This is a genomic window from Hypericibacter sp., assembly GCF_050729195.1.
Lineage (GTDB): Bacteria > Pseudomonadota > Alphaproteobacteria > Dongiales > Dongiaceae > Hypericibacter.
Map to the genome: position 1 here is coordinate 20,985 of NZ_JBOHKS010000312.1, position 17,735 is coordinate 38,719.

The 17,735-nt window shown below is 66.3% G+C and carries 15 protein-coding genes; 12 read left to right on the top strand and 3 right to left on the bottom strand.

What is annotated here, in order from left to right; genetic code table 11:
* Positions 1 to 62: 62 nt before the first annotated feature.
* The 11 genes from ACREE8_RS25400 (at position 63) to ACREE8_RS25450 (ending at position 12,931) form a co-directional block, all read left to right on the top strand.
* The gene (locus tag ACREE8_RS25400; protein ID WP_431575817.1) at positions 63 to 1,085 is read left to right on the top strand and encodes a sugar ABC transporter substrate-binding protein; all 1,023 of its coding nucleotides are present in this window, start codon (positions 63 to 65) and stop codon (positions 1,083 to 1,085) included.
* Between the two features lie 106 nt (positions 1,086 to 1,191).
* Entirely contained in the window at positions 1,192 to 3,366 is a 2,175-nt protein-coding gene (locus tag ACREE8_RS25405; protein WP_431575818.1) for an ABC transporter permease, read from the top strand.
* Positions 3,350 to 4,471: an SMP-30/gluconolactonase/LRE family protein gene (locus ACREE8_RS25410; protein WP_431575819.1), complete on the top strand. Its 1,122-nt coding sequence runs from the start codon at positions 3,350 to 3,352 to the stop codon at positions 4,469 to 4,471. The genes ACREE8_RS25405 and ACREE8_RS25410 overlap by 17 nt, the downstream gene beginning before the upstream one ends.
* Positions 4,468 to 6,003 (top strand): sugar ABC transporter ATP-binding protein, encoded by a 1,536-nt coding sequence (locus ACREE8_RS25415; protein ID WP_431575820.1) that lies wholly within the window; start codon positions 4,468 to 4,470, stop codon positions 6,001 to 6,003. The genes ACREE8_RS25410 and ACREE8_RS25415 overlap by 4 nt, the downstream gene beginning before the upstream one ends.
* 87 nt (positions 6,004 to 6,090) lie before the next feature.
* On the top strand, positions 6,091 to 7,317 hold the full coding sequence (locus ACREE8_RS25420) for an acyl-CoA dehydrogenase family protein (protein ID WP_431575821.1): 1,227 nt from the start codon (positions 6,091 to 6,093) through the stop codon (positions 7,315 to 7,317).
* Positions 7,318 to 7,354: 37 nt separating this feature from the next.
* Positions 7,355 to 8,404, top strand: coding sequence for a phosphotransferase family protein (locus ACREE8_RS25425; RefSeq protein ID WP_431575822.1), 1,050 nt, complete (start codon positions 7,355 to 7,357; stop codon positions 8,402 to 8,404).
* A gap of 23 nt (positions 8,405 to 8,427) precedes the next feature.
* Entirely contained in the window at positions 8,428 to 9,291 is an 864-nt protein-coding gene (locus ACREE8_RS25430; RefSeq protein WP_431575823.1) for a 3-hydroxyacyl-CoA dehydrogenase family protein, read from the top strand.
* A gap of 11 nt (positions 9,292 to 9,302) precedes the next feature.
* On the top strand, positions 9,303 to 10,073 hold the full coding sequence (locus ACREE8_RS25435) for an SDR family oxidoreductase (RefSeq protein ID WP_431575824.1): 771 nt from the start codon (positions 9,303 to 9,305) through the stop codon (positions 10,071 to 10,073).
* A 16-nt stretch (positions 10,074 to 10,089) separates the two neighbouring features.
* The gene (locus ACREE8_RS25440) at positions 10,090 to 10,887 is read left to right on the top strand and encodes an SDR family oxidoreductase (RefSeq protein WP_431575825.1); all 798 of its coding nucleotides are present in this window, start codon (positions 10,090 to 10,092) and stop codon (positions 10,885 to 10,887) included.
* A 45-nt stretch (positions 10,888 to 10,932) separates the two neighbouring features.
* Positions 10,933 to 12,111, top strand: coding sequence for a thiolase family protein (locus ACREE8_RS25445; RefSeq protein ID WP_431575826.1), 1,179 nt, complete (start codon positions 10,933 to 10,935; stop codon positions 12,109 to 12,111).
* 37 nt (positions 12,112 to 12,148) lie between these two features.
* Positions 12,149 to 12,931 carry an enoyl-CoA hydratase/isomerase family protein gene (locus ACREE8_RS25450; protein ID WP_431575827.1) on the top strand — a complete coding sequence of 261 codons (783 nt, stop codon included), beginning with the start codon at positions 12,149 to 12,151 and terminating at the stop codon, positions 12,929 to 12,931.
* Between the two features lie 54 nt (positions 12,932 to 12,985).
* On the opposite strand, the gene ACREE8_RS25455 is transcribed toward ACREE8_RS25450, so the two are convergent.
* From ACREE8_RS25455 to ACREE8_RS25465, 3 genes are all read right to left on the bottom strand, one after another.
* Positions 12,986 to 14,530 (bottom strand): glycosyltransferase family 39 protein, encoded by a 1,545-nt coding sequence (locus ACREE8_RS25455; RefSeq protein WP_431575828.1) that lies wholly within the window; start codon positions 14,528 to 14,530, stop codon positions 12,986 to 12,988.
* A gap of 183 nt (positions 14,531 to 14,713) precedes the next feature.
* Positions 14,714 to 15,649 carry a DMT family transporter gene (locus ACREE8_RS25460; protein ID WP_431575829.1) on the bottom strand — a complete coding sequence of 312 codons (936 nt, stop codon included), beginning with the start codon at positions 15,647 to 15,649 and terminating at the stop codon, positions 14,714 to 14,716.
* 128 nt (positions 15,650 to 15,777) lie between these two features.
* Positions 15,778 to 16,731 carry a DMT family transporter gene (locus ACREE8_RS25465; protein WP_431575830.1) on the bottom strand — a complete coding sequence of 318 codons (954 nt, stop codon included), beginning with the start codon at positions 16,729 to 16,731 and terminating at the stop codon, positions 15,778 to 15,780.
* 136 nt (positions 16,732 to 16,867) lie between these two features.
* On the opposite strand from ACREE8_RS25465, the gene ACREE8_RS25470 reads away from it, so the two are divergent.
* A complete protein-coding gene (locus tag ACREE8_RS25470) occupies positions 16,868 to 17,566 on the top strand; it encodes an ArsR/SmtB family transcription factor (protein ID WP_431575831.1) in 699 nt (232 codons plus the stop codon).
* The last annotated feature ends 169 nt before the right edge of the window (positions 17,567 to 17,735 follow it).

Here is a 17,735-nt window from a genome sequence, read left to right on the forward strand (position 1 = left end):
AACAGGGGCGCCGGTCGGCGTCTCGAACCCATAAATCGTTCTTCGGCACTAGGGAGGAAACCATGCTGCTAAAAAAACACTGGCTCGCTGGACTTCGGATCGCTGTTGCTGCTGCTGCCTTGACGGCCATTGGTGCCGGCGTGATCGGAACGGCCCATGCCACCGATCCGCGCCAGGATTTGTTCGACAAGTTCACGGCCGCGACCAAGGGAAAGAAGGTCGCCTGGGTCCCCGTCTGGCTCGGCGTTCTGGAATCCGAATGGACCCGCGTGATGAAGGCCAATTTCGACAATTACGGGATCGAGTTCACGATGCGCGATCCGAACTTCAAGTCGGACGTGCAGCTGCAGGCGGTGAGCACGCTCATCAACGAGAAGCCCGACATCCTGATCGTGCAGAATCCGACGACGACATTGCTCGCCCGCGAGCTCAAGCGCGCCATGGACTCCGGCATCAAGGTGATCCAGGTCAACATGTCGTCGAATACGACCACCGACGCCTATGTCGGGGCTGACGTTCCCCACATGGGAAAGCTTCTGGCGCAGGAGGCGGTGGCGGCCTGTGGCGGCGGTAAGGGTTCCGGCAAGGTCGCGATCCTGCAGGGTGAGGCGACGGCGGCCTACTCGCTCGACATGACCAAGGCGGCCACCGAGGTGCTGGAAGCGGATTCTTCGATGAAGATCGTGTCTTCGCAGCCTGTGAACTGGGATGCGAACAAGGCCTCGGAGGTCATGACCAACGTCCTTCAGCAGAACCCCGACCTCTGCGCCGTCATCAGCGTCTGGGGTCCGCAGACCGCGGGCGCCGCGCAGGTCATCAAGAACGCGGGCAAGGAAGGCCAGATCAAGGTCTTCGTGGCGAGCGACGGCCAGCCGGCCGATTGCGACATGCTCGAGCAAGGCCTCTACACCAAGAACCTGTCCTACACGGCCAATCTCCAGGGCGAGGCCATCGTCAACGCGGTGCTGGCGCTGCTCCAGGACGACCGGCCGGCGGGCACGACGCATTACGCCTTCTACACCACGAACTACTGGGTGAGCGGCCCGCAGGACCGCCAGTACTGCTTCGTGGTGCCGAAGGAGTAGGGCCTCCGCCTCTCGACGTTGCGTTTCGGCCGGCGCCCGTCCCGATGCGGGCGGGCGCCGGTCCTTCCGACGAATGAGTGTCTTCCGACGAACGAATGGACGCTGAATGGACACCTTGCGGCGCTTCTGGTACCGGCATTCGCCTCAGCTGCTTCTGAGCGAGCTTCTCGAGAAGCGGTGGATGGAACCGATCGTTCCATTCGTGTTGATGTGCGTGGTGTTCGTCTGCTTCATGGTGGCCATTCCCGGCTACACCTCGCTCATCCAGCTCCAGCAGCTGATGCGCAGCTTCCCCGAACAGGCCTTCGTCGCCATGGCGATGGCGATCACGATCCTGTCCGGGGGCATCGACCTGTCGGTGGGCGCGGTCTTCGCGATGGCGAACTTCGTCGCCCTCTATCTGCTGCAGATCCTGGGCCTGCCCTTTCCCGTGGCTGTGCTGGGCGTGCTCGCCTGGGGGGCCGTCATCGGCGCCATCAATGGCGGGCTCATCGCCTATGCCAAGACCCGGCCCTTCCTGACGACCATGGTCGTCCTCATCGTCGTGCGCGCCGGCTACAACAAGCTGACGGCGGCCTTCACCGACGAGCTCGCCAGCGGCTATGCCGACAGCCCGGCCTGGGACTATATCGGCATCGGTTCCTTCCTCGGCGTTCCGTTCAACATGGTCTGCCTGATCGTCATCGGCGTGGCGGCGCATCTCTATCTGACCCGCATCCGCTCGGGCGTTCACATCATGGCGGTCGGCTCGAGCCGCAAGGCCGCGCGCCATGCCGGTATCAATGTGAAGTTCTCGCTCTTCATGGCCTATGTGCTGGCCGGGATGCTGACGGCCTTCGCCGGCCTGCTCTACGCGGCGCGGCAGAACAGCGCCGGCACCGACACGGGCGTGGGCTGGGAGGTCAATGCGCTGGCGGCCGCGGTCGTCGGCGGCATCAGCCTCAGCGGCGGCCGCGGCACCATCAGCCGCGCCCTGATGGGCGCCGCCATCATCTTCCTGCTGATCAACGGTCTGGTGCAGCTGGGCACGCATGGCAGCCTGACCTCGGCCGCGATCGGCTTCATCCTGCTGGCGGCCGTGGGCTTCAACGTCAAGTTCGTCAAGAACAAGGGCAAGATCCTGCAGAAGATCTATGTCAGCCCCAGCCTGGTCGATTTCCCGTCGCCGCCCTCGATCGAGCGTGGCAGCGGCAGCATTTATGCGGAGAACGACCGGCTCAAGTCCGTGGAAGCCATCGCGCTCAACCGCATCGAGGGGCCGGAGGACGTCATCCTCGACCGGCGCGACAATCTCTACACGGTCAACCGCAACGGCTCGATCATCCGCTTCCTCGCACCGGACTATGAGACCCGCGAGGAGTTCGCGCGCATCGGCGGGCGCCCGCTGGGGCTCGCCTTCGACCGCGAGGAGAACCTGCTGGTCTGCGTCGCGGCCATGGGCGTCTATGGCGTGAGGCCGGACCGCACCGTCTTCAAGGTGACCGACGAGACCAACCGGACCTGGTATCGCTTCAAGGACGACTCCCGGCTCTGGCTGGCGGACGATCTCGATGTCGCGCCCGACGGCAAGATCTATTTCAGCGACGCGACGACCCGCTACGATCTTTCGGACTGGGCGCTCGACGGTTTCGAGGGCCGCGGCAATGGCCGCCTCATCTGCCACGACCCGGCGACGGGGAAGACGCGGACGATCCTCAAGAACCTGGCTTTTCCCAACGGTGTCTGCATCGCCCATGACGGGCAGTCCGTGCTCTGGGCCAGCACCTGGCTCTGCAAGATCTATCGCTACTGGATCGCAGGCGCCAAGACGGGGCAGTTGGAGATCCTGGTCGACAATCTTCCAGGATATCCCGACAACATCAATCGCGCCTCGGACGGCACCTATTGGCTCGCCTTCGTGGGCTTGCGTTCGCCGGTCTATGACCTCGCCATGGCCGACCCGGCCTTCCGCGTGCGCATGGTCAAGCAGATCCCGCCCGATGAATGGCTCTGCCCCGGCATCAATTATGGCTGCGTGATCAAGTTCAACGACAAGGGCGAGGTGCTGGAGTCGCTGTGGGATCCCGGCGCCCAGGCGCATCCGACGATCACCTCGATGCGCGAGCATAAGGGCTATCTCTATATCGGCGGGCTCGAGAACAACCGCATCGGCCGGCTGAAGCTGCCCAATGTCGACCAGAGCTGGACCAGTTGGGAGTCCTATTGGGGCTCGAAGAGCAGGACATCAGGCCGGAAGGAAACGGTGGCGGAAAGGAGGGCGGAGCATGTCGCTGGCGCGTGACATCATCGACCGCATCTTCTTCCCGGGCCGCGACGTCCATGCGATCCCGGTGCTCGATGGCGGCTTCTCACCCAATCAGCGGCTGGAGCAGGCCGAGCTGCTGACCTCGTTCCAAGCGCCGGACTCGATTGCGCTGGGCCCGGACGGACGGCTCTATGTCTCCGCCGGCAACGCGGTTCATGTTTGCTCGGGCCCGCGCTCGGAGACCCATGACATCTTTCAGCGGACCGAGGCGCCGGCGGGGGCGCTCGCCTGGACACTGTCAGGCCTGCTGCTGGTCGCGGTCGAAGGCCGCGGCATCCAGGCCTTCGACCGCCAGGGAAAGCGTGTTGCACAGCTCGAGACGGCGGGTGGCGTCGCCCTGGGCTGCGTCACCGCCATCGCTGTCGCTTCCGACGGCACGATCTACGCAACCGATGGATCGCGCCGCAACAGCACGAGCCAATGGCTGGTCGATCTGATGCAGAACCGCGCAGGATCCGGCCGGCTCGTCGCCTGCGCGGCCGATCTTTCGGGCGCGCGCGTTCTTTGCGACGGCCTGTCTTGGCCGGCGGGCGTGGCGGTCAGCCATGACGAGAGCGAAGTCCTGCTCGCCGAAGCCTGGTCGCACCGCCTGTCCGCGGTCGCCCGCGAGGACGGCGCCGTTCATGTGCTGGTCAAGAACTTCGTCGGCTATCCCTGCCGCATCGCCCGCAGCAGCAAGGGCGGATACTGGGTCGCCTTCTTCGCGCTGCGCACGCAGCTCACGGAATTCATCCTGCGAGAGCCCGCCTTCCGCATGAAGATGATGGCGCAGGTCGAGCCGGATCTGTGGATCGGCCCGTCGCTCGGCGGCCGGCTCGATTATCGCGAGCCCACCCAGATCGGGCGGATCAAGAAGCTCGGAATCCAGAAGCCCTGGGCGCCGGCGCGGTCCTACGGCCTGGTCGCGCGCCTCGAACCCGACGGCTCGGCTGCCGAGAGCCTGCATAGCCGGGTCTCCGGCAGCCTGCACGGCATCACCGCGGTGGCGGAAGTCGGTGCGGCCCTGATTGCGGTCTCGAAGGGCCATGGCAAGCTCGCCTCGGTGCCCCTGACGTCCGCCGGGGAAGGAGCGGCGGCATGAACATGTCGTCGGCCGAACCGGTGCTGCGCGTCGTCAATGGCAGCAAGGTCTATGGCGGCGTCCATGCGATCGATGGCGTCAATTTCGATCTGCGACCGGGCGAGATTCATGCGCTCCTGGGCGAGAACGGCGCCGGCAAATCGACGCTCTGCAAGGCCATCGCCGGTGCGATCGAGCTGACGTCGGGCGATTACTTCCTGGGTGGCGAGAAGGTGTCCTTCGCCTCGCCGGGCGAGGCGCTCAAGGCGGGCGTGGCCATGGTCTATCAGGAGACCAGCCTCGTCCCCTCCATGACCGTCGCCCAGAATCTCGAGCTGGGCCGAGAGGATCTCGTCACCGTCTATCGCAAGATCAACATCGCAGCCCAGCAGTCGCAGCAGGCGCTCAATTTCAACGTCGATCCCCTGGCCCTGGTGGAAACGCTGGGCACCGCCAAGCGACAGATGGTGGAGATCGCCCGCGCGGTCCGCCGCAATGCACGCGTCCTCATCTTCGACGAACCGACGGCCAGCTTGACGCCGGAGGAGATCCAGCATCTCTTCCATCTCCTCAACAGCCTGCGAACCAAGGGCGTCGGCATCATCTTCATCTCGCATGCGCTGGAGGAGGCGCTGAAGATCGCGGACCGCATCACGGTGCTGCGCGACGGCAAGCTGGTCAGCACGAGCGCCGCCGCCGGGCTCGACCGTGCCCAGATCGTCCGGATGATGGTTGGGCGCGACATCGGAGCGACCTATTATGCCGATCATGAGGAGGGCGGCGAGGCGCCGGCGGCGGCTCCGGCAAAGCCCAAGGAACGCCGGCAGGTGCTGGCGGTCGAGAACGTCACTATGGGCAGCGTGGTGAAGAACATGTCCTTCTCGGTCTATGCCGGCGAGGTGGTCGGCATGGCGGGGCTGGTCGGTGCCGGCCGGACCGAGGTGGCGCATATCATCTGCGGCGCGCGCAAACGCAACTTTCTGCGCGGCGGCTTGATCTATCTCAACGGCAAGCCGGTACGCTATCGCGTCCCGCGCCAGGCGGTTCGCGACGGCATCGTCTATATTACCGAGGATCGCAAGCTGGACGGCTTCTTCGAGACCATGACCGCCGACGACAACATCTATCTGGGCTATCTGGCCTCGCCCAAGGGCAGGCGCTTCCTCTATTCGCTGAAGGAGCGCAAGGCCGTGGCGGATCGCTGGGTCAAGACGCTCGCCATATCGGCCTTGAAGCGCAGCCTGAGGATCATCGAATATTCCGGCGGCAACCAGCAGAAGGTGGTGGTCGCCAAGTCGCTGGCGCAGGAGCCTTCGGTGGTGATCTTCGACGAGCCCACGCGCGGCGTCGATGTGGGTGCGATCCCGCAGATCCATGCGGCAATCCGCGCGCTCGCCGCGCAGGGCAAGGCCGTGGTCGTTATCTCTTCCTATCTGCCGGAGATTCTCTCGGTTTCCGATCGGATCCTGATCGCGCGCGGCGGCAGGATCGTGGAGGAAATGTCGGCCTCCGAGGCGACGGAAGAGAAGATCATGTATGCGGCCATTCACTGAGCTGAAACGGCCGCGCCGTCGGCGGGTCCTCTGGCCCTGGCCGGACGAGACGCGCTTTCAGCGGAAAGACGGGAGCCGATAACGCCGATGTTCTACGAGAAATCCGACAAGGTTCAGGCCCTGAAGACCCGCATCGAGGGCTTCATGGACCGGCATGTCTATCCCAACGAAGCCCGCTTCTATCGCGAGGCGGAGGAGCTCGGCCCCTGGAAGGTCTATCCGATGGTGGAAGAGCTGAAGCTGCTGGCGCGGAAGGAGGGCTTGTGGAACCTCTTCCTGCCCGCGAGCGAGCATGGCGCCGGCCTCACCAATCTCGAATATGCGCCGCTCTGCGAGATCATGGGGCGCTCGCATCTGGCGCCGGAGCTGTTCAACTGCTCGGCCCCCGACACCGGCAATATGGAGGTGCTGGCGCGTTACGGAACTCCCGCGCAGCAGGAGCGCTGGCTGAAGCCGCTCCTGGCGGGCGAGATCCGCTCCTGCTTCGCCATGACCGAGCCAGCCGTGGCCTCGTCGGACGCTACCAACATCGAAAGCTCGATCATCCGCGACGGCGATGACTATGTCATCAATGGGCGCAAATGGTACACCACCAACGCGACCGATCCGCGCTGCAAGATCTGCATCTTCATGGGCAAGACCGACGCGGCCAATCCGGACCGCCACCGCCAGCAATCGATGATCCTGGTGCCGATGGATAGGCCGGGCGTGACGGTGGTGAGAGCGCTGCCGGTGTTCGGTTTCTATGGCGTGCCGGACCGTGCCTCGGAAGTGCTGTTCGAGAATGTGCGGGTTCCGGCCTCGAACATGCTGCTGGGCGAGGGTCGTGGCTTCGAGATCGCGCAAGGCCGCCTCGGGCCCGGGCGCATCCATCATTGCATGCGCCTGATCGGTCTCGCCGAGCGGACGCTCGAGAAGATGTGCATCCGCACCTCACAGCGCGTCGCCTTCGGCAAGCCGGTCTCGGAACAGACGGTGACGCAGGAACGGATCGCCGAATCCCGCATCATGATCGAGCAGGCGCGGCTGCTGACGCTCAATGCCGCCTACATGATGGACACGGTGGGCAACAAGGCGGCCCGGGCGGAGATCGCCATGATCAAGGTCGCGGTGCCGAACATGGCCTGCCAGATCATCGACTGGGCCATTCAGGCCCATGGCGGTGGCGGCACCAGCAATGATTTCGGCCTTGCGGCCGCCTATGCGACGGCGCGCCTCTTGCGGCTGGCCGACGGACCGGACGAGGTCCATCGCAACCAGATCGCCCGGATCGAGCTGAAGAAACATTCCAACCGATCCAATGCGGCGGGATGAAGCGCTTCCCGACATCGGCGCGCGCGAGGATGATCTCGTGAGTGGGCCGGATCAGAAGGCGACCGGATCGCCGGTTCCCGCGGAATGGGCGAATCTGGAAAGCTGGCTCTCGACCCATGTCGCCGGGTTCCGAGGGCCGGCGCGGATCCACCGGTTCGAGGGCGGCCAATCCAATCCCACTTATCGCCTGGAGTCCCCGTCCGGCGACTATGTCCTGCGGCGCAAACCGCCGGGAACGCTGCTGCCCAGCGCCCATGCGGTCGACCGCGAGTTCCGCGTGCTTTCGGCGTTGCGTGGCAGCGGGGTGCCGGTGCCGCGAACCCATGCCTATTGCGACGACCCGGCGATCATCGGCACGCCGTTCTATGTCATGGATTTCGTCGAGGGACGGATCTTCTGGGACCAGAAGCTGCCGGACCTGACGCGCGAGGAACGCGCGGCGATCTATGATTCCATGAACGAGACGATCGCGCGCCTCCACCAGGTCGACCCGGCTGCGGTCGGTCTCGGCGATTATGGGCGCCCCGGCAATTTCCTGGAGCGGCAGATCGCCCGCTGGTCGAAGCAATATCAGGCATCGCAGACCGAAGAAATCGTCGCGATGGACCGGCTGATCGAGTGGCTGCCGCGCAACGCCCCGGCGCAAAGCGGCTCCGGCATCGTTCATGGCGACTACCGGCTGGATAATCTGATCTTCCACCCCGTCGAGCCGCGGGTCGTGGCGGTTCTCGATTGGGAGCTCTCGACCCTGGGCGATCCGCTGGGCGACTTCGCCTATCACGCCATGGCCTGGCGCATCTCGCCGGGCGTCTTCCGTGGCCTCGCCGGCGTCGATCTGGCTGGCCTCGGCATTCCCGACGAAGCGGCCTATGTCGCGCGCTATTGCGAGCGGACCGGTCGGCAGGACATTCCCGTCTGGGGTTTCTATATGGCCTACAGCATGTTCCGCATCGCCGCGATCATCCAGGGCATCGCCAAGCGGGCCGTCGAGGGCAACGCCGCGAGTGCGCGCGCCGCCGAAGTCGGCCGCGCGGCACGCCCCATCGCAGAGCAGGCTTGGGAGCTGGCCCGCAATATCGGCTCATGAGCATTTCGAAGGAGAAGACGGCAATGGCATCCCAGGAAAAGATCGGCGTGGTCGGCGCGGGGCTGATGGGTCGCGAGATCGCGCTGGTCTTCGCGCTCGCCGGGCACGAGGTGCTGCTCTGCGACCGGACGGAGGAGAGCCTGGCCCTGGCGATGGGCCGGTTGGGCGAGATCCTCGAGAAAGGCGTCGCCCGCGGATTCTACAAGGCCGACGAGACGGGCGCTGCCCTGAAGCGGATCGCGACGACCACCGATCTCGGCCGTTTCAAGGATCGCAACTTCGTCACCGAGGCGGTGTTCGAGCGCGAGGAGGTCAAGGCCGAGGTCTTCGTCAAGCTGGATGGGATCTGCCCGCCGGCCTGCGTGATCGCCACCAACACCTCGACCATCCCCATCTCGGTGCTGGCCTCGCATGTCTCGCCGACAAGGCGCGCGAACTTCATCGGAACCCATTATTTCTCGCCGGTCTCGCGCATGAAGCTGGTGGAAGTGATGCCTGGCTTCGACACATCGCCGGCCACGCTGGAGCTGGCGATGCGCCTCTGCCGCGCGGTCGGCAAGACGCCGATTGCCATCAAGGACGTGCCGGGCTTCGCGGTGAATCGGCTGCTGCATGTGCTGATGATCGAGGCGGTCAGGCTGGTGGAGGAGGGCGTGGCGACTCCTGAGGACATCGACACCGCCTGCAAGCTCGGCCTCGGCCATCCTATGGGGCCGTTCGAGCTGATGGATGCCACCACCTCGAGCCTCTGCCTGCAGGCGCAGGAGATCATGCATGAGGCCTATGGCGAGCGCTTCCGGCCCCGGCCCTTGCTGAAGCAGCGCGTGCGGGCCGGCCTCGTCGGCGGGCGCGGCAAGCCTGGCTGGCGCACGCCGCGTTCGTCCTGAGAGGCAGGGGCATGCTGTTCGATCTTTCCGGCCGGGTCGCGATCGTCACGGGCTCGTCCCGCGGCATCGGCCGCGCGATCGCCGAGAGGATGGCCGAGGCCGGCGCCTCCGTCGTGATCTCGTCGCGCAAGGAGCCGGCCTGCATCGCCGTCGCCGACGAGATCAACAACCGGCATGGCGAACGGAGGGCCATCGCGCTTGCGGCCAACATATCGTCGAAGGACGATCTCAAGGCGCTGGTGGAGCGCAGCGTGGCCACCTTTGGCCGCCTCGACATCGTCGTCTGCAATGCCGCCTCCAACCCCTATTACGGCCCCATGGCCGGGATCGATGACGGGCAGTTCCGCAAGATCCTCGAGAACAACGTCATCGCCAACAACTGGCTGATCCAGTTCGCGGCACCCGAGCTGGAGCGCCAGGGTGGCGGGGCGGTCGTCATCATCTCGTCCATCGGCGGGCTGAAAGGATCGCCCGTGATCGGCGCCTACAACATCTCCAAGGCGGCCGATATGCAGCTCGCCCGCAACCTCGCGGTCGAGCTCGGACCGAAGAACATCCGTGTCAACTGCATCGCGCCGGGCCTGATCCGCACCGATTTCGCCCGCGCCCTCTGGGAGAATCCCGAGATGCTCGCGCGCTATACCGGCACGACGCCCCTGGGCCGCATCGGCGAGCCGGACGAGATCGCCGGTGCCGCCATTTTCCTCGCCTCGCGCGCCGGCCTGTTCGTCACCGGCCAGACCATCGTCGTCGATGGCGGCTCGACGATCAGCGGCATTTGAGAGAGGAAGCCGATCGATGAAGGTCGAGGGCAAGGTCGTGGTGGTGACGGGTGGGGCCAGCGGCATCGGCCGCGCGCTCTGCCGGCGCTTCCATCAGGAAGGCGCCGCCAAGGTCGTGGTGGCCGATCTCGACCTCGACACTGCCGGGCGCGTGGCCGGCGAGATCGCTGGCGCTGCCGTCAAATGCGACGTCTCCGACGAGGCGCAGATCGTCCGGCTGGTCGAAGACATCGAAAGCCGCTTCGGCCCGATCGCGCTCTTCTGCTCCAATGCCGGCATCGCCACCTTCGATCCGTCGCCGCGCGACCCGACCGGCGCCTCCAACGCGGCCTGGATGCGAAGCTGGGGCGTCAATGTCATGGCCCATGTCTATGCGGCGCGCGCGCTCACCGCGCGCATGGCGGCGCGGGGCGGCGGCTATTTCCTCAACACCGCGTCGGCGGCGGGCCTGCTGTCCCAGATCGGCGGTGCGGCCTACGCCACCACGAAACATGCGGCGATCGGATTCGCCGAGACGCTGGCGATCGCCCATCGCGACGACAGCATCCGCGTCTCGGTGCTCTGTCCCCAGGGCGTGGATACGCCCATGCTCCATTCTTTGCCGGCGGGCCCGCAGGCGCGCGACGGCGTCATGAGCGCCGAGGAGGTCGCGGCCTGCGTCATCGAAGGGCTTGAGGCCGAGCGGTTCCTGATCCTGCCGCACCCCGTCGTCGCCGACTATATGAAGCGCAAGACGGCGGACTATGACCGCTGGCTTGCGGGCATGGTGCGGCTCCGTCATGCCCTGGAAACCGACGAACCGGTGCCCCGCTGAGGCGGCGCCATCCACCCGACATCGAGTTCAACTGGAGGCAAGGCTATGGAAATCGTGATGTGCGGCGGAATGAGGACGCCCTTCGGGGATTTCGGCAAGTCGCTGAAGGACGTGTCGCTGGTTGAGCTGGGCAACCATGCGGCGCGCGCGACGCTGAACGGGGCAGGACTCGCCGCCGAGAAGGTCGATCAGCTCGTCTGGGGCAATGTGCTGCCCGTGGACCAGGAGGGCTATCTCGCGGCCCGCGCCGTCGCGCTCAAGGCGGGGCTGCTGGAGAGCTCGATCGCGTTCAACGTCAACCGCGCCTGCGGGTCGGGCCTGCAGGCGATCATCTCGGCCGCCGAGCATATCGGTGCCGGCCATGGCCGCGTGGCGCTGGCCGGCGGCGGCGAGAATTTCTCGCGCGCGCCCTACATCATCACCTCGGCGCGCTGGGGCTCGAAGCGCGGCCCCCAGACCATGGTCGACGCGCTCGACTGGGCCTATCGCGATCCGCTCAGCCTCGAGCTGATGGGGGAGACCGCGGAGAACCTGGCCGAGGATTATCAATATACGCGCGAGGCCATGGACGAGTACGCGATCGGCAGCCAGCGCCGCGCCGGTACGGCGGCCGCCAGCGGCTTCCTCGCCAAGCAGATCGCGCCGATCGAGGTGCCGGACGGCAAGGGGCGGCGGCGCATGACGGCCGACGAGTTCCCACGGCCCGACATCGCCATGGAGAAGATCGCGGCGATGAAGCCGATCTTCCGCGCGGGCGGCAAGGTGACGCCGGCCAATTCCAGCGGCGTGACCGATGGGGCCGCCTTCGTCATCGTCGCCGAGCGGGATGCCGCCGAGAAGGCCGGGGTCCGGCCGCGGGTGCGGCTGGTCGATTATGCCATCGCCGGCGTGCCGCCGCGCATCATGGGCTGCGGCCCCGTCCCGGCTACGAAGAAGCTGCTCGAGCAGCAGAAGCTCAAAGTCTCGGACATCGACTATTTCGAGGTCAACGAGGCCTTCGCCTCGGTCAATCTCCATGCCGAGGCCCAGCTCGGGATCCCGCGCGACGCGACCAACCTCTATGGCGGCGGCATCTCCCTCGGCCATCCGCCGGGCGCGACCGGCGTGCGCATGGCGCTCACGGCGCTGCAGCACCTGGAGGACCAGGGCGCGCGGCGGGCCATCCTCACCCTCTGCATGGGCGGCGGCCAGGGCCTGGCCATGCTCATCGAGCGCGTGCATTGAAAGCCGGGCCATTGGAAAACGGGCGGAGGAGGATCCCATGACGGAGATTTTGGTAACGGCCGAGATCAGTGGTGCCATCGGCACGATCACGGTGCGGCGGCCCAAGGCGCTGAACGCGCTCAACGCGGCGGTCGTGAAGCAGCTTCTCGATGCCGTCCTTCAGCTCTCGGCGGACAAGTCGCTGCGCGTGATCATGCTGACCGGCGAGGGCGACCGGGCCTTCGTCGCCGGGGCGGACATCACCGAATTCGGGGGCGCCTCGCCGGCCGACGCCTTGAACTTGGGAGCGCGCATCAAGAAGGTCACGGACGCGCTGGTGGCCGCGCCCAAGCCGGTGGTGGCGGTCATCAATGGCTACTGCCTCGGCGGCGGGCTGGAGCTGGCGCTCGCCTGCGACATCCGCCTGGCCTCGTCGAACGCGCGGCTCGGTCTGCCTGAGATCAAGCTCGGCATATTGCCGGGCGGCGGCGGCACCGTGCGGCTGACCAAGATCGCCGGCTCCTCGGTCGCGCGCATGATGACCATGACCGGCGAGCCGATCACCGCCGAGCGCGCCTATACGCTGGGCCTGGTCGCCTCCGTCCATGCGCCCGAGGAGCTCGGGAAGGCTGCGGCGGTATTGGCCGAGAGTCTCTGCGCGCTGGCCCCCTTCGCATTGGCCCAGCTCAAATCCTCGCTCAACATCGCGGTCGACGCCGATACCGAATCCGCCCTCCAGGCCGAGATCAAGGCCTTCGCCTTGTGCTACTCGACCGCGGACCAGGAGGAGGGGGCCAAGGCGTTCCTAGAGAAGCGCAAGCCGGTCTTCACTGGCAAGTGAGCCCACGAGCCGGGCTGCGGCCAGGATGCCGAGTTCGCCGTCAGGCTGACAGCATCATGGCCCGCCGTCGCAGCCGGTTTGGAAGAGGGAAGAGATCGGCTGATCGACGCGAAAGGCATCGATGGGCTCCAGCAGCTTGCCTGCGCGGCCCTGGCGTCCCAGGGTGCCAATTTTTTCGGTGACCCCGAAGCAATGGGTGTAGTCCGTCGGGGTCGTCAAGCGGCCGCGCAGCAGGAGCAGAGCGGGCTCCTTCAGAAGCGATGCGTCCGGCAAGGGTGCGAAGACATAGCGAATGCGCTCGTTGACCTGCTCGACCGTCACGTTGTTGCCGAGCAGGTAAAAAGAGAGCAGGGCGGCCGTTCTGTAGTTGTCCGTGGCGATCCAACTGGCGCCGGCCTTGCGCCTCATCTCGTCGACGTCGCTGGCCAGGTGAGACCAGCCGCTGAATGCGCTCAAGTTTCCGAATTGGCCCGCGATCCTTGTTCCTGGGCTGTAGAGAAGCCCGAGGACGCCGAGCGCAGCTGCGATACCGACGGGTGCCGCCGCTCGGCGCATGAAGCGCAACAGGCCAGGCCAGGCCGTCGAACCTTCGAAAGACTGGGCAGCGGCCGCGGCGCTCAGCGCCACGGCTGGATAGGCAGGCGCGAGCCAGCCGCCATCGACGCGATCATGAGTGGCGTGGAACAGCATATAGAGGATCAGCGGCGTGACGGTCGCGAGCGAGAAACCGATCTCGCGGCGCCAACGAACCGCAGGTCCGCGAACCCAGAGGAGGATCGCTAAGGCGGCAAAAACGGCAATGAAAGGATTGAGCAACGCGATCTGGCCGCCGACATACTCCGCGAGATGCGAAGGCGTGAAGCCCGTGCCGGCCAATCGGCCGAACTGGAACCCGAAACTCGCCCAGCCATGCTCGTGGTTCCACAGGAGTACCGGCGAGAACGCGATGAGCGCCAACGCGCCGCCCGCCCAGAGCCATGGGCTCGCGAACCAGCGGCGCAGGTCGCGGTCGATGACGAGCGCCAGCAGGATACCGAGGCCCAGAAATAGGTCGGTGTATTTGGACATCGCCCCGAGGCCGGCGAAGAGCCCGACGGCAAGCCACCAGGCGCCGCGCCCCGTCCTGAAGACGATGGCAAGACACAGGAAGCTGAGCGCCCAGAAGAAGGTGGAAGGCGCATCCGGTGTCGCCACGAAACCGCCCACGGCTGCCAGCAGCGTGACGTTGGACCAGAGGGCCGCGCGGGCGGCGATGGCGGGCTCGAAGAGAACGCGACCCGTGGCATAGAGGGCAGCAGAAGTCGCGAGCACCGAAAGGATGGACGCGATGCGGATGCCAAGCGTGGTCGTACCGAAGATCTGGGTCCCCGCCCAGATCCACCAAGCGACCATCGGCGGATGGTCGTAATAGGAGATCGCCGGATAACGCGACCAGAGCCAGTAATAGGCCTCGGTGGGATGGAGTTCGGCGCGGACCGCCAGGAGGACATGGCAGGCCGCCAGCGCCAGGGCCACGGCAATGGCCGTAGCAATGCCGATCGTCTCCACGCGGCCAGACGACGCGCCCTTGTCGTTCCGCAGTGCTTCGGTGGGCGTCAATAAGTTCTTCCCTATACGCGGACTATGACTCGCGGTCGCGCGACTCCATGAGCCGCTGCCCGGAAATATCTATACCGGCTTTCTCGATTAAACGACCGTGAACCTGACGGGCATCTGTCGCCGGCGCATATCGCGCCCGGAAGACGAGACCCTGGAGGTTGAGCGCATTGCGGCGAAGGGCCTTCACAGCCTCCGAGCCAGCGCCACCAGCACGCGTCCATCGATGACGACCAGACCGGCCAGAATCACGGCCATGCCGAGCAGCTCGTTCCAATCGAGCCGCTCGGCGAAGACGAGGGCGCCGAGGATCAGCGCGCTGGCAGGGACCAGCAGCGTTACCAGCGCGACATTGACGGCGCCGGCGCCGGACAGCAGGCGAAAGAAGATCACATAGGCCAAAGCCGTGCTCAGAAGCCCGAGGCCGAGGAGGGCCGCCCAGGTTGCGACGCCGGGCAGGACCGTCAGCTCCCAGGGCCGGTCGATGATGAGCATGAGCGGCAGCGACATGACCGAGGTGGCGCAGACCTGGCCCGCGGCCGCGACCAGCGGCGGCACGCCCGCGGTCCGGAAGCGCCGGCCGAAATTATTGGCGAAACCATAGGAGATCGCGGCGGCCAGCACCGCGAGCTGGGCCATGAGATTGAGTCCGAGCCCGGCGAGGCTCGCAGGACCGACGATCAGTACCACTCCGACGAAGCCGATGACGACGCCGAGAAGGCGGTTTCCGGTCAGCCGCTCGCGTTCGTCCTTCGCCAGATAATGGACGACGAGTGCGGTGAAGAGCGGCGTGGTGGCGTTGAGGATCGCGGCGAGGCCGCTCGCGATCTGGGTCTGGCCCCAGACGATCAGGGTGAAGGGGAGCAGATTGTTGAGCAGCCCCATGATGAAGAAGCTGCGCCACAGTGCGCGTGAGCGCGGGAGAGCCTGGCCCGTGATCCGCAGCACGGCCAGCAGCGTCAGGGCTGCGATGGCGACGCGGCCGAACACGATGGTGAAGGGGTGCAGCTCGAGAACGAGGATTCGGTTGAAGAAGAAGGAACCGCCCCAGACCAGCGACAACAGGCCCAGGAGCGTCCATTCCCATCCGGTCATGCGCTGCGGCGACGAGCTTGCGATCATGGAGAGCCAGGGAGCTTTCGATTGTCAGTTGCGGCGGCAGTCGATCACGAAGGCGATGGCGGCACAAGGTGACGCGACCGCGGGTCTGCATCGCACTCAACGCCGATCAAACGAGCAGGTCTTCCCGATCATTGCTTCGCTGGAGCCGTTTCGGTCGGACGGCGCGTTAGCATGGATCGGATGGACGGAAGCCGTTGCGTCGTCATGGCGGCGACGCCGGCGAGGACCAGCAGAAGCCCGAGTCCCGACGACCAGGCGAGCTGCTCGCCCAGCGTGACGACGCCGATGGCGACGCCGATCGGCGCGCGCAGATAAGCCTGCGCCGTGGTGCCGACGGATCCCAAGGTGCGAATCAGCCGGAAGAAAATCACGAAGGCGAGGGCGGTCGAGCAGACCGCCAGCCCGACCAGCGCCTCCAGCGACTGCGTCGACGGGCTGAGCGTCCAAGGGCGATCGACGATGAGGCTGACCGGCACCAGCACCACCGCGCCGCAGAGGAGGGACCCGGCGGCGGGCGCCAGGGGGCTGAGGTTCGAGAATGTCCGCCCGAAGATGGCAGCCCCGGCATAGCAGATGGTCGCCGCGATCACGGCGAGTTCGGCGACGACATCGCGGCCGATGCCCTCCAGCGCGCCGACACCGACGATCAGGGTCACGCCGGCAAAGCCGGTCGCGACGCCGATCAGTTTCCGGAAGCGGGCGGTCTCGGGGCGCATCAGCAGCCAGGTCAAGAGGAAGGTGAAGATCGGCGTCATCGAGTTGAGGATGGCCGCGAGTCCGGCATCGATCGTCTGCTCGGCCCAGGCGATGAGGGTGAAGGGCAGCACGCTGTTCATCAGCGCCTGGAACAGGAAGCGGGCCCAGGTCCGGAGATCGCGCGGCATCGTGATGCCGCGCATGCGCATGACCGCCAGCAGAAGCGCGCCCGCGATGACGGTGCGCCCGGCGATAAAAGTGATCGGCGGAATGGTCTCGACGCCGACCTTGATGAGGCTGTAGGACGCGCCCCACAATGTCGCCAGGCAGAGCAGCAGCAGGTAATCGATGGGCTTGGCCGTCGGCTTCGATGCGTCCGGATTCATGGCGGGTCACTCCGTGGCGGTACTTTCGCGCCGGGAGATTGCGCTCGGCGGCGCGGCCCTGTCCCCGACGGACGCTTCGGCCACGGCCGAACTATCGGCCGTTGCGCCCGTGGCCTGCCGGGCCTAGCCTTGGCCCATGGGCATTCGCGAACCTTCCTTTGCTGGCGTGGCCTCGCTGATGGGCGATCCGGCGCGCGCCAACATTCTGGCGGCCCTGATGGACGGGCGGGCGCTGACCGCCAAAGAACTCGCGCATGTCGCGGGCGTGTCGGCCTCGACCGCCAGCGAGCATCTCGCCAAGCTGGTCGATGGCGGCCTGCTCGACGTCATCACCCAAGGACGGTTTCGCTATTTCCGGCTCGCCAACTCGCTGGTGGCTTCCGCGATCGAGAGCATGATGGTGCTGCTGGGCGAGCGTCAGCCTCGCCGCCGGCCGTCGTCATCGCGCGGCGGGGAGGCGCTGCGCGTGGCGCGGACCTGCTACGATCACCTGGCCGGCAAGCTCGGCGTCGCGCTCATGGACCGGCTGCTGACGCAGGGCCATCTCCATCCCGACGTCGCCGACTACCAGGTCAGCCGCCGGGGTCGGACCTTCTTCGACGAGCTTGGGGTGGATATTGCCTCGGCCTCCTGCCAGAAGCGCCACTTCGCACGCTCCTGCCTCGATTGGAGCGAGCGCCGGCCGCATCTCGCAGGATCACTGGGCGCCGCCCTCGGCTCGCGCTGCTTCGAGATCGGCTGGGTGCAGCGGCAGCGCGACAGCCGCGCCCTCGTCATCACCGCCGCCGGCCGCCGCGGATTCCGCGACAGCTTCGGCATCGAGATATTGGCGTGAGATGAACGCGGCGCTCTTCTTTCTTCTCCACCACGAAGTGGGGGAGAAGGTTGCGCAGGGGTTAGTCGTAGCGAAGCGGAAACTTACCCGAAGCTGGATGAGGGGGCTGTTGCAGCATCGCGTTTTCGCGATGGGCATCGCGCGGACCCCTCCCCCTACCCCCTCCCGC

Excerpts from the sequence above, each read along its gene's own strand:
- ACREE8_RS25400 (WP_431575817.1), top strand. The coding sequence starts at position 63 with ATGCTGCTAAAAAAACACTGGCTCGCTGGACTTCGGATCGCTGTTGCT.
- ACREE8_RS25405 (WP_431575818.1), top strand. The coding sequence starts at position 1,192 with ATGGACACCTTGCGGCGCTTCTGGTACCGGCATTCGCCTCAGCTGCTT.
- ACREE8_RS25410 (WP_431575819.1), top strand. The coding sequence starts at position 3,350 with ATGTCGCTGGCGCGTGACATCATCGACCGCATCTTCTTCCCGGGCCGC.
- ACREE8_RS25415 (WP_431575820.1), top strand. The coding sequence starts at position 4,468 with ATGAACATGTCGTCGGCCGAACCGGTGCTGCGCGTCGTCAATGGCAGC.
- ACREE8_RS25420 (WP_431575821.1), top strand. The coding sequence starts at position 6,091 with ATGTTCTACGAGAAATCCGACAAGGTTCAGGCCCTGAAGACCCGCATC.
- ACREE8_RS25430 (WP_431575823.1), top strand. The coding sequence starts at position 8,428 with ATGGCATCCCAGGAAAAGATCGGCGTGGTCGGCGCGGGGCTGATGGGT.
- ACREE8_RS25435 (WP_431575824.1), top strand. The coding sequence starts at position 9,303 with ATGCTGTTCGATCTTTCCGGCCGGGTCGCGATCGTCACGGGCTCGTCC.
- ACREE8_RS25440 (WP_431575825.1), top strand. The coding sequence starts at position 10,090 with ATGAAGGTCGAGGGCAAGGTCGTGGTGGTGACGGGTGGGGCCAGCGGC.
- ACREE8_RS25445 (WP_431575826.1), top strand. The coding sequence starts at position 10,933 with ATGGAAATCGTGATGTGCGGCGGAATGAGGACGCCCTTCGGGGATTTC.
- ACREE8_RS25450 (WP_431575827.1), top strand. The coding sequence starts at position 12,149 with ATGACGGAGATTTTGGTAACGGCCGAGATCAGTGGTGCCATCGGCACG.
- ACREE8_RS25460 (WP_431575829.1), bottom strand. The coding sequence starts at position 15,649 with ATGATCGCAAGCTCGTCGCCGCAGCGCATGACCGGATGGGAATGGACG.
- ACREE8_RS25465 (WP_431575830.1), bottom strand. The coding sequence starts at position 16,731 with ATGAATCCGGACGCATCGAAGCCGACGGCCAAGCCCATCGATTACCTG.
- ACREE8_RS25470 (WP_431575831.1), top strand. The coding sequence starts at position 16,868 with ATGGGCATTCGCGAACCTTCCTTTGCTGGCGTGGCCTCGCTGATGGGC.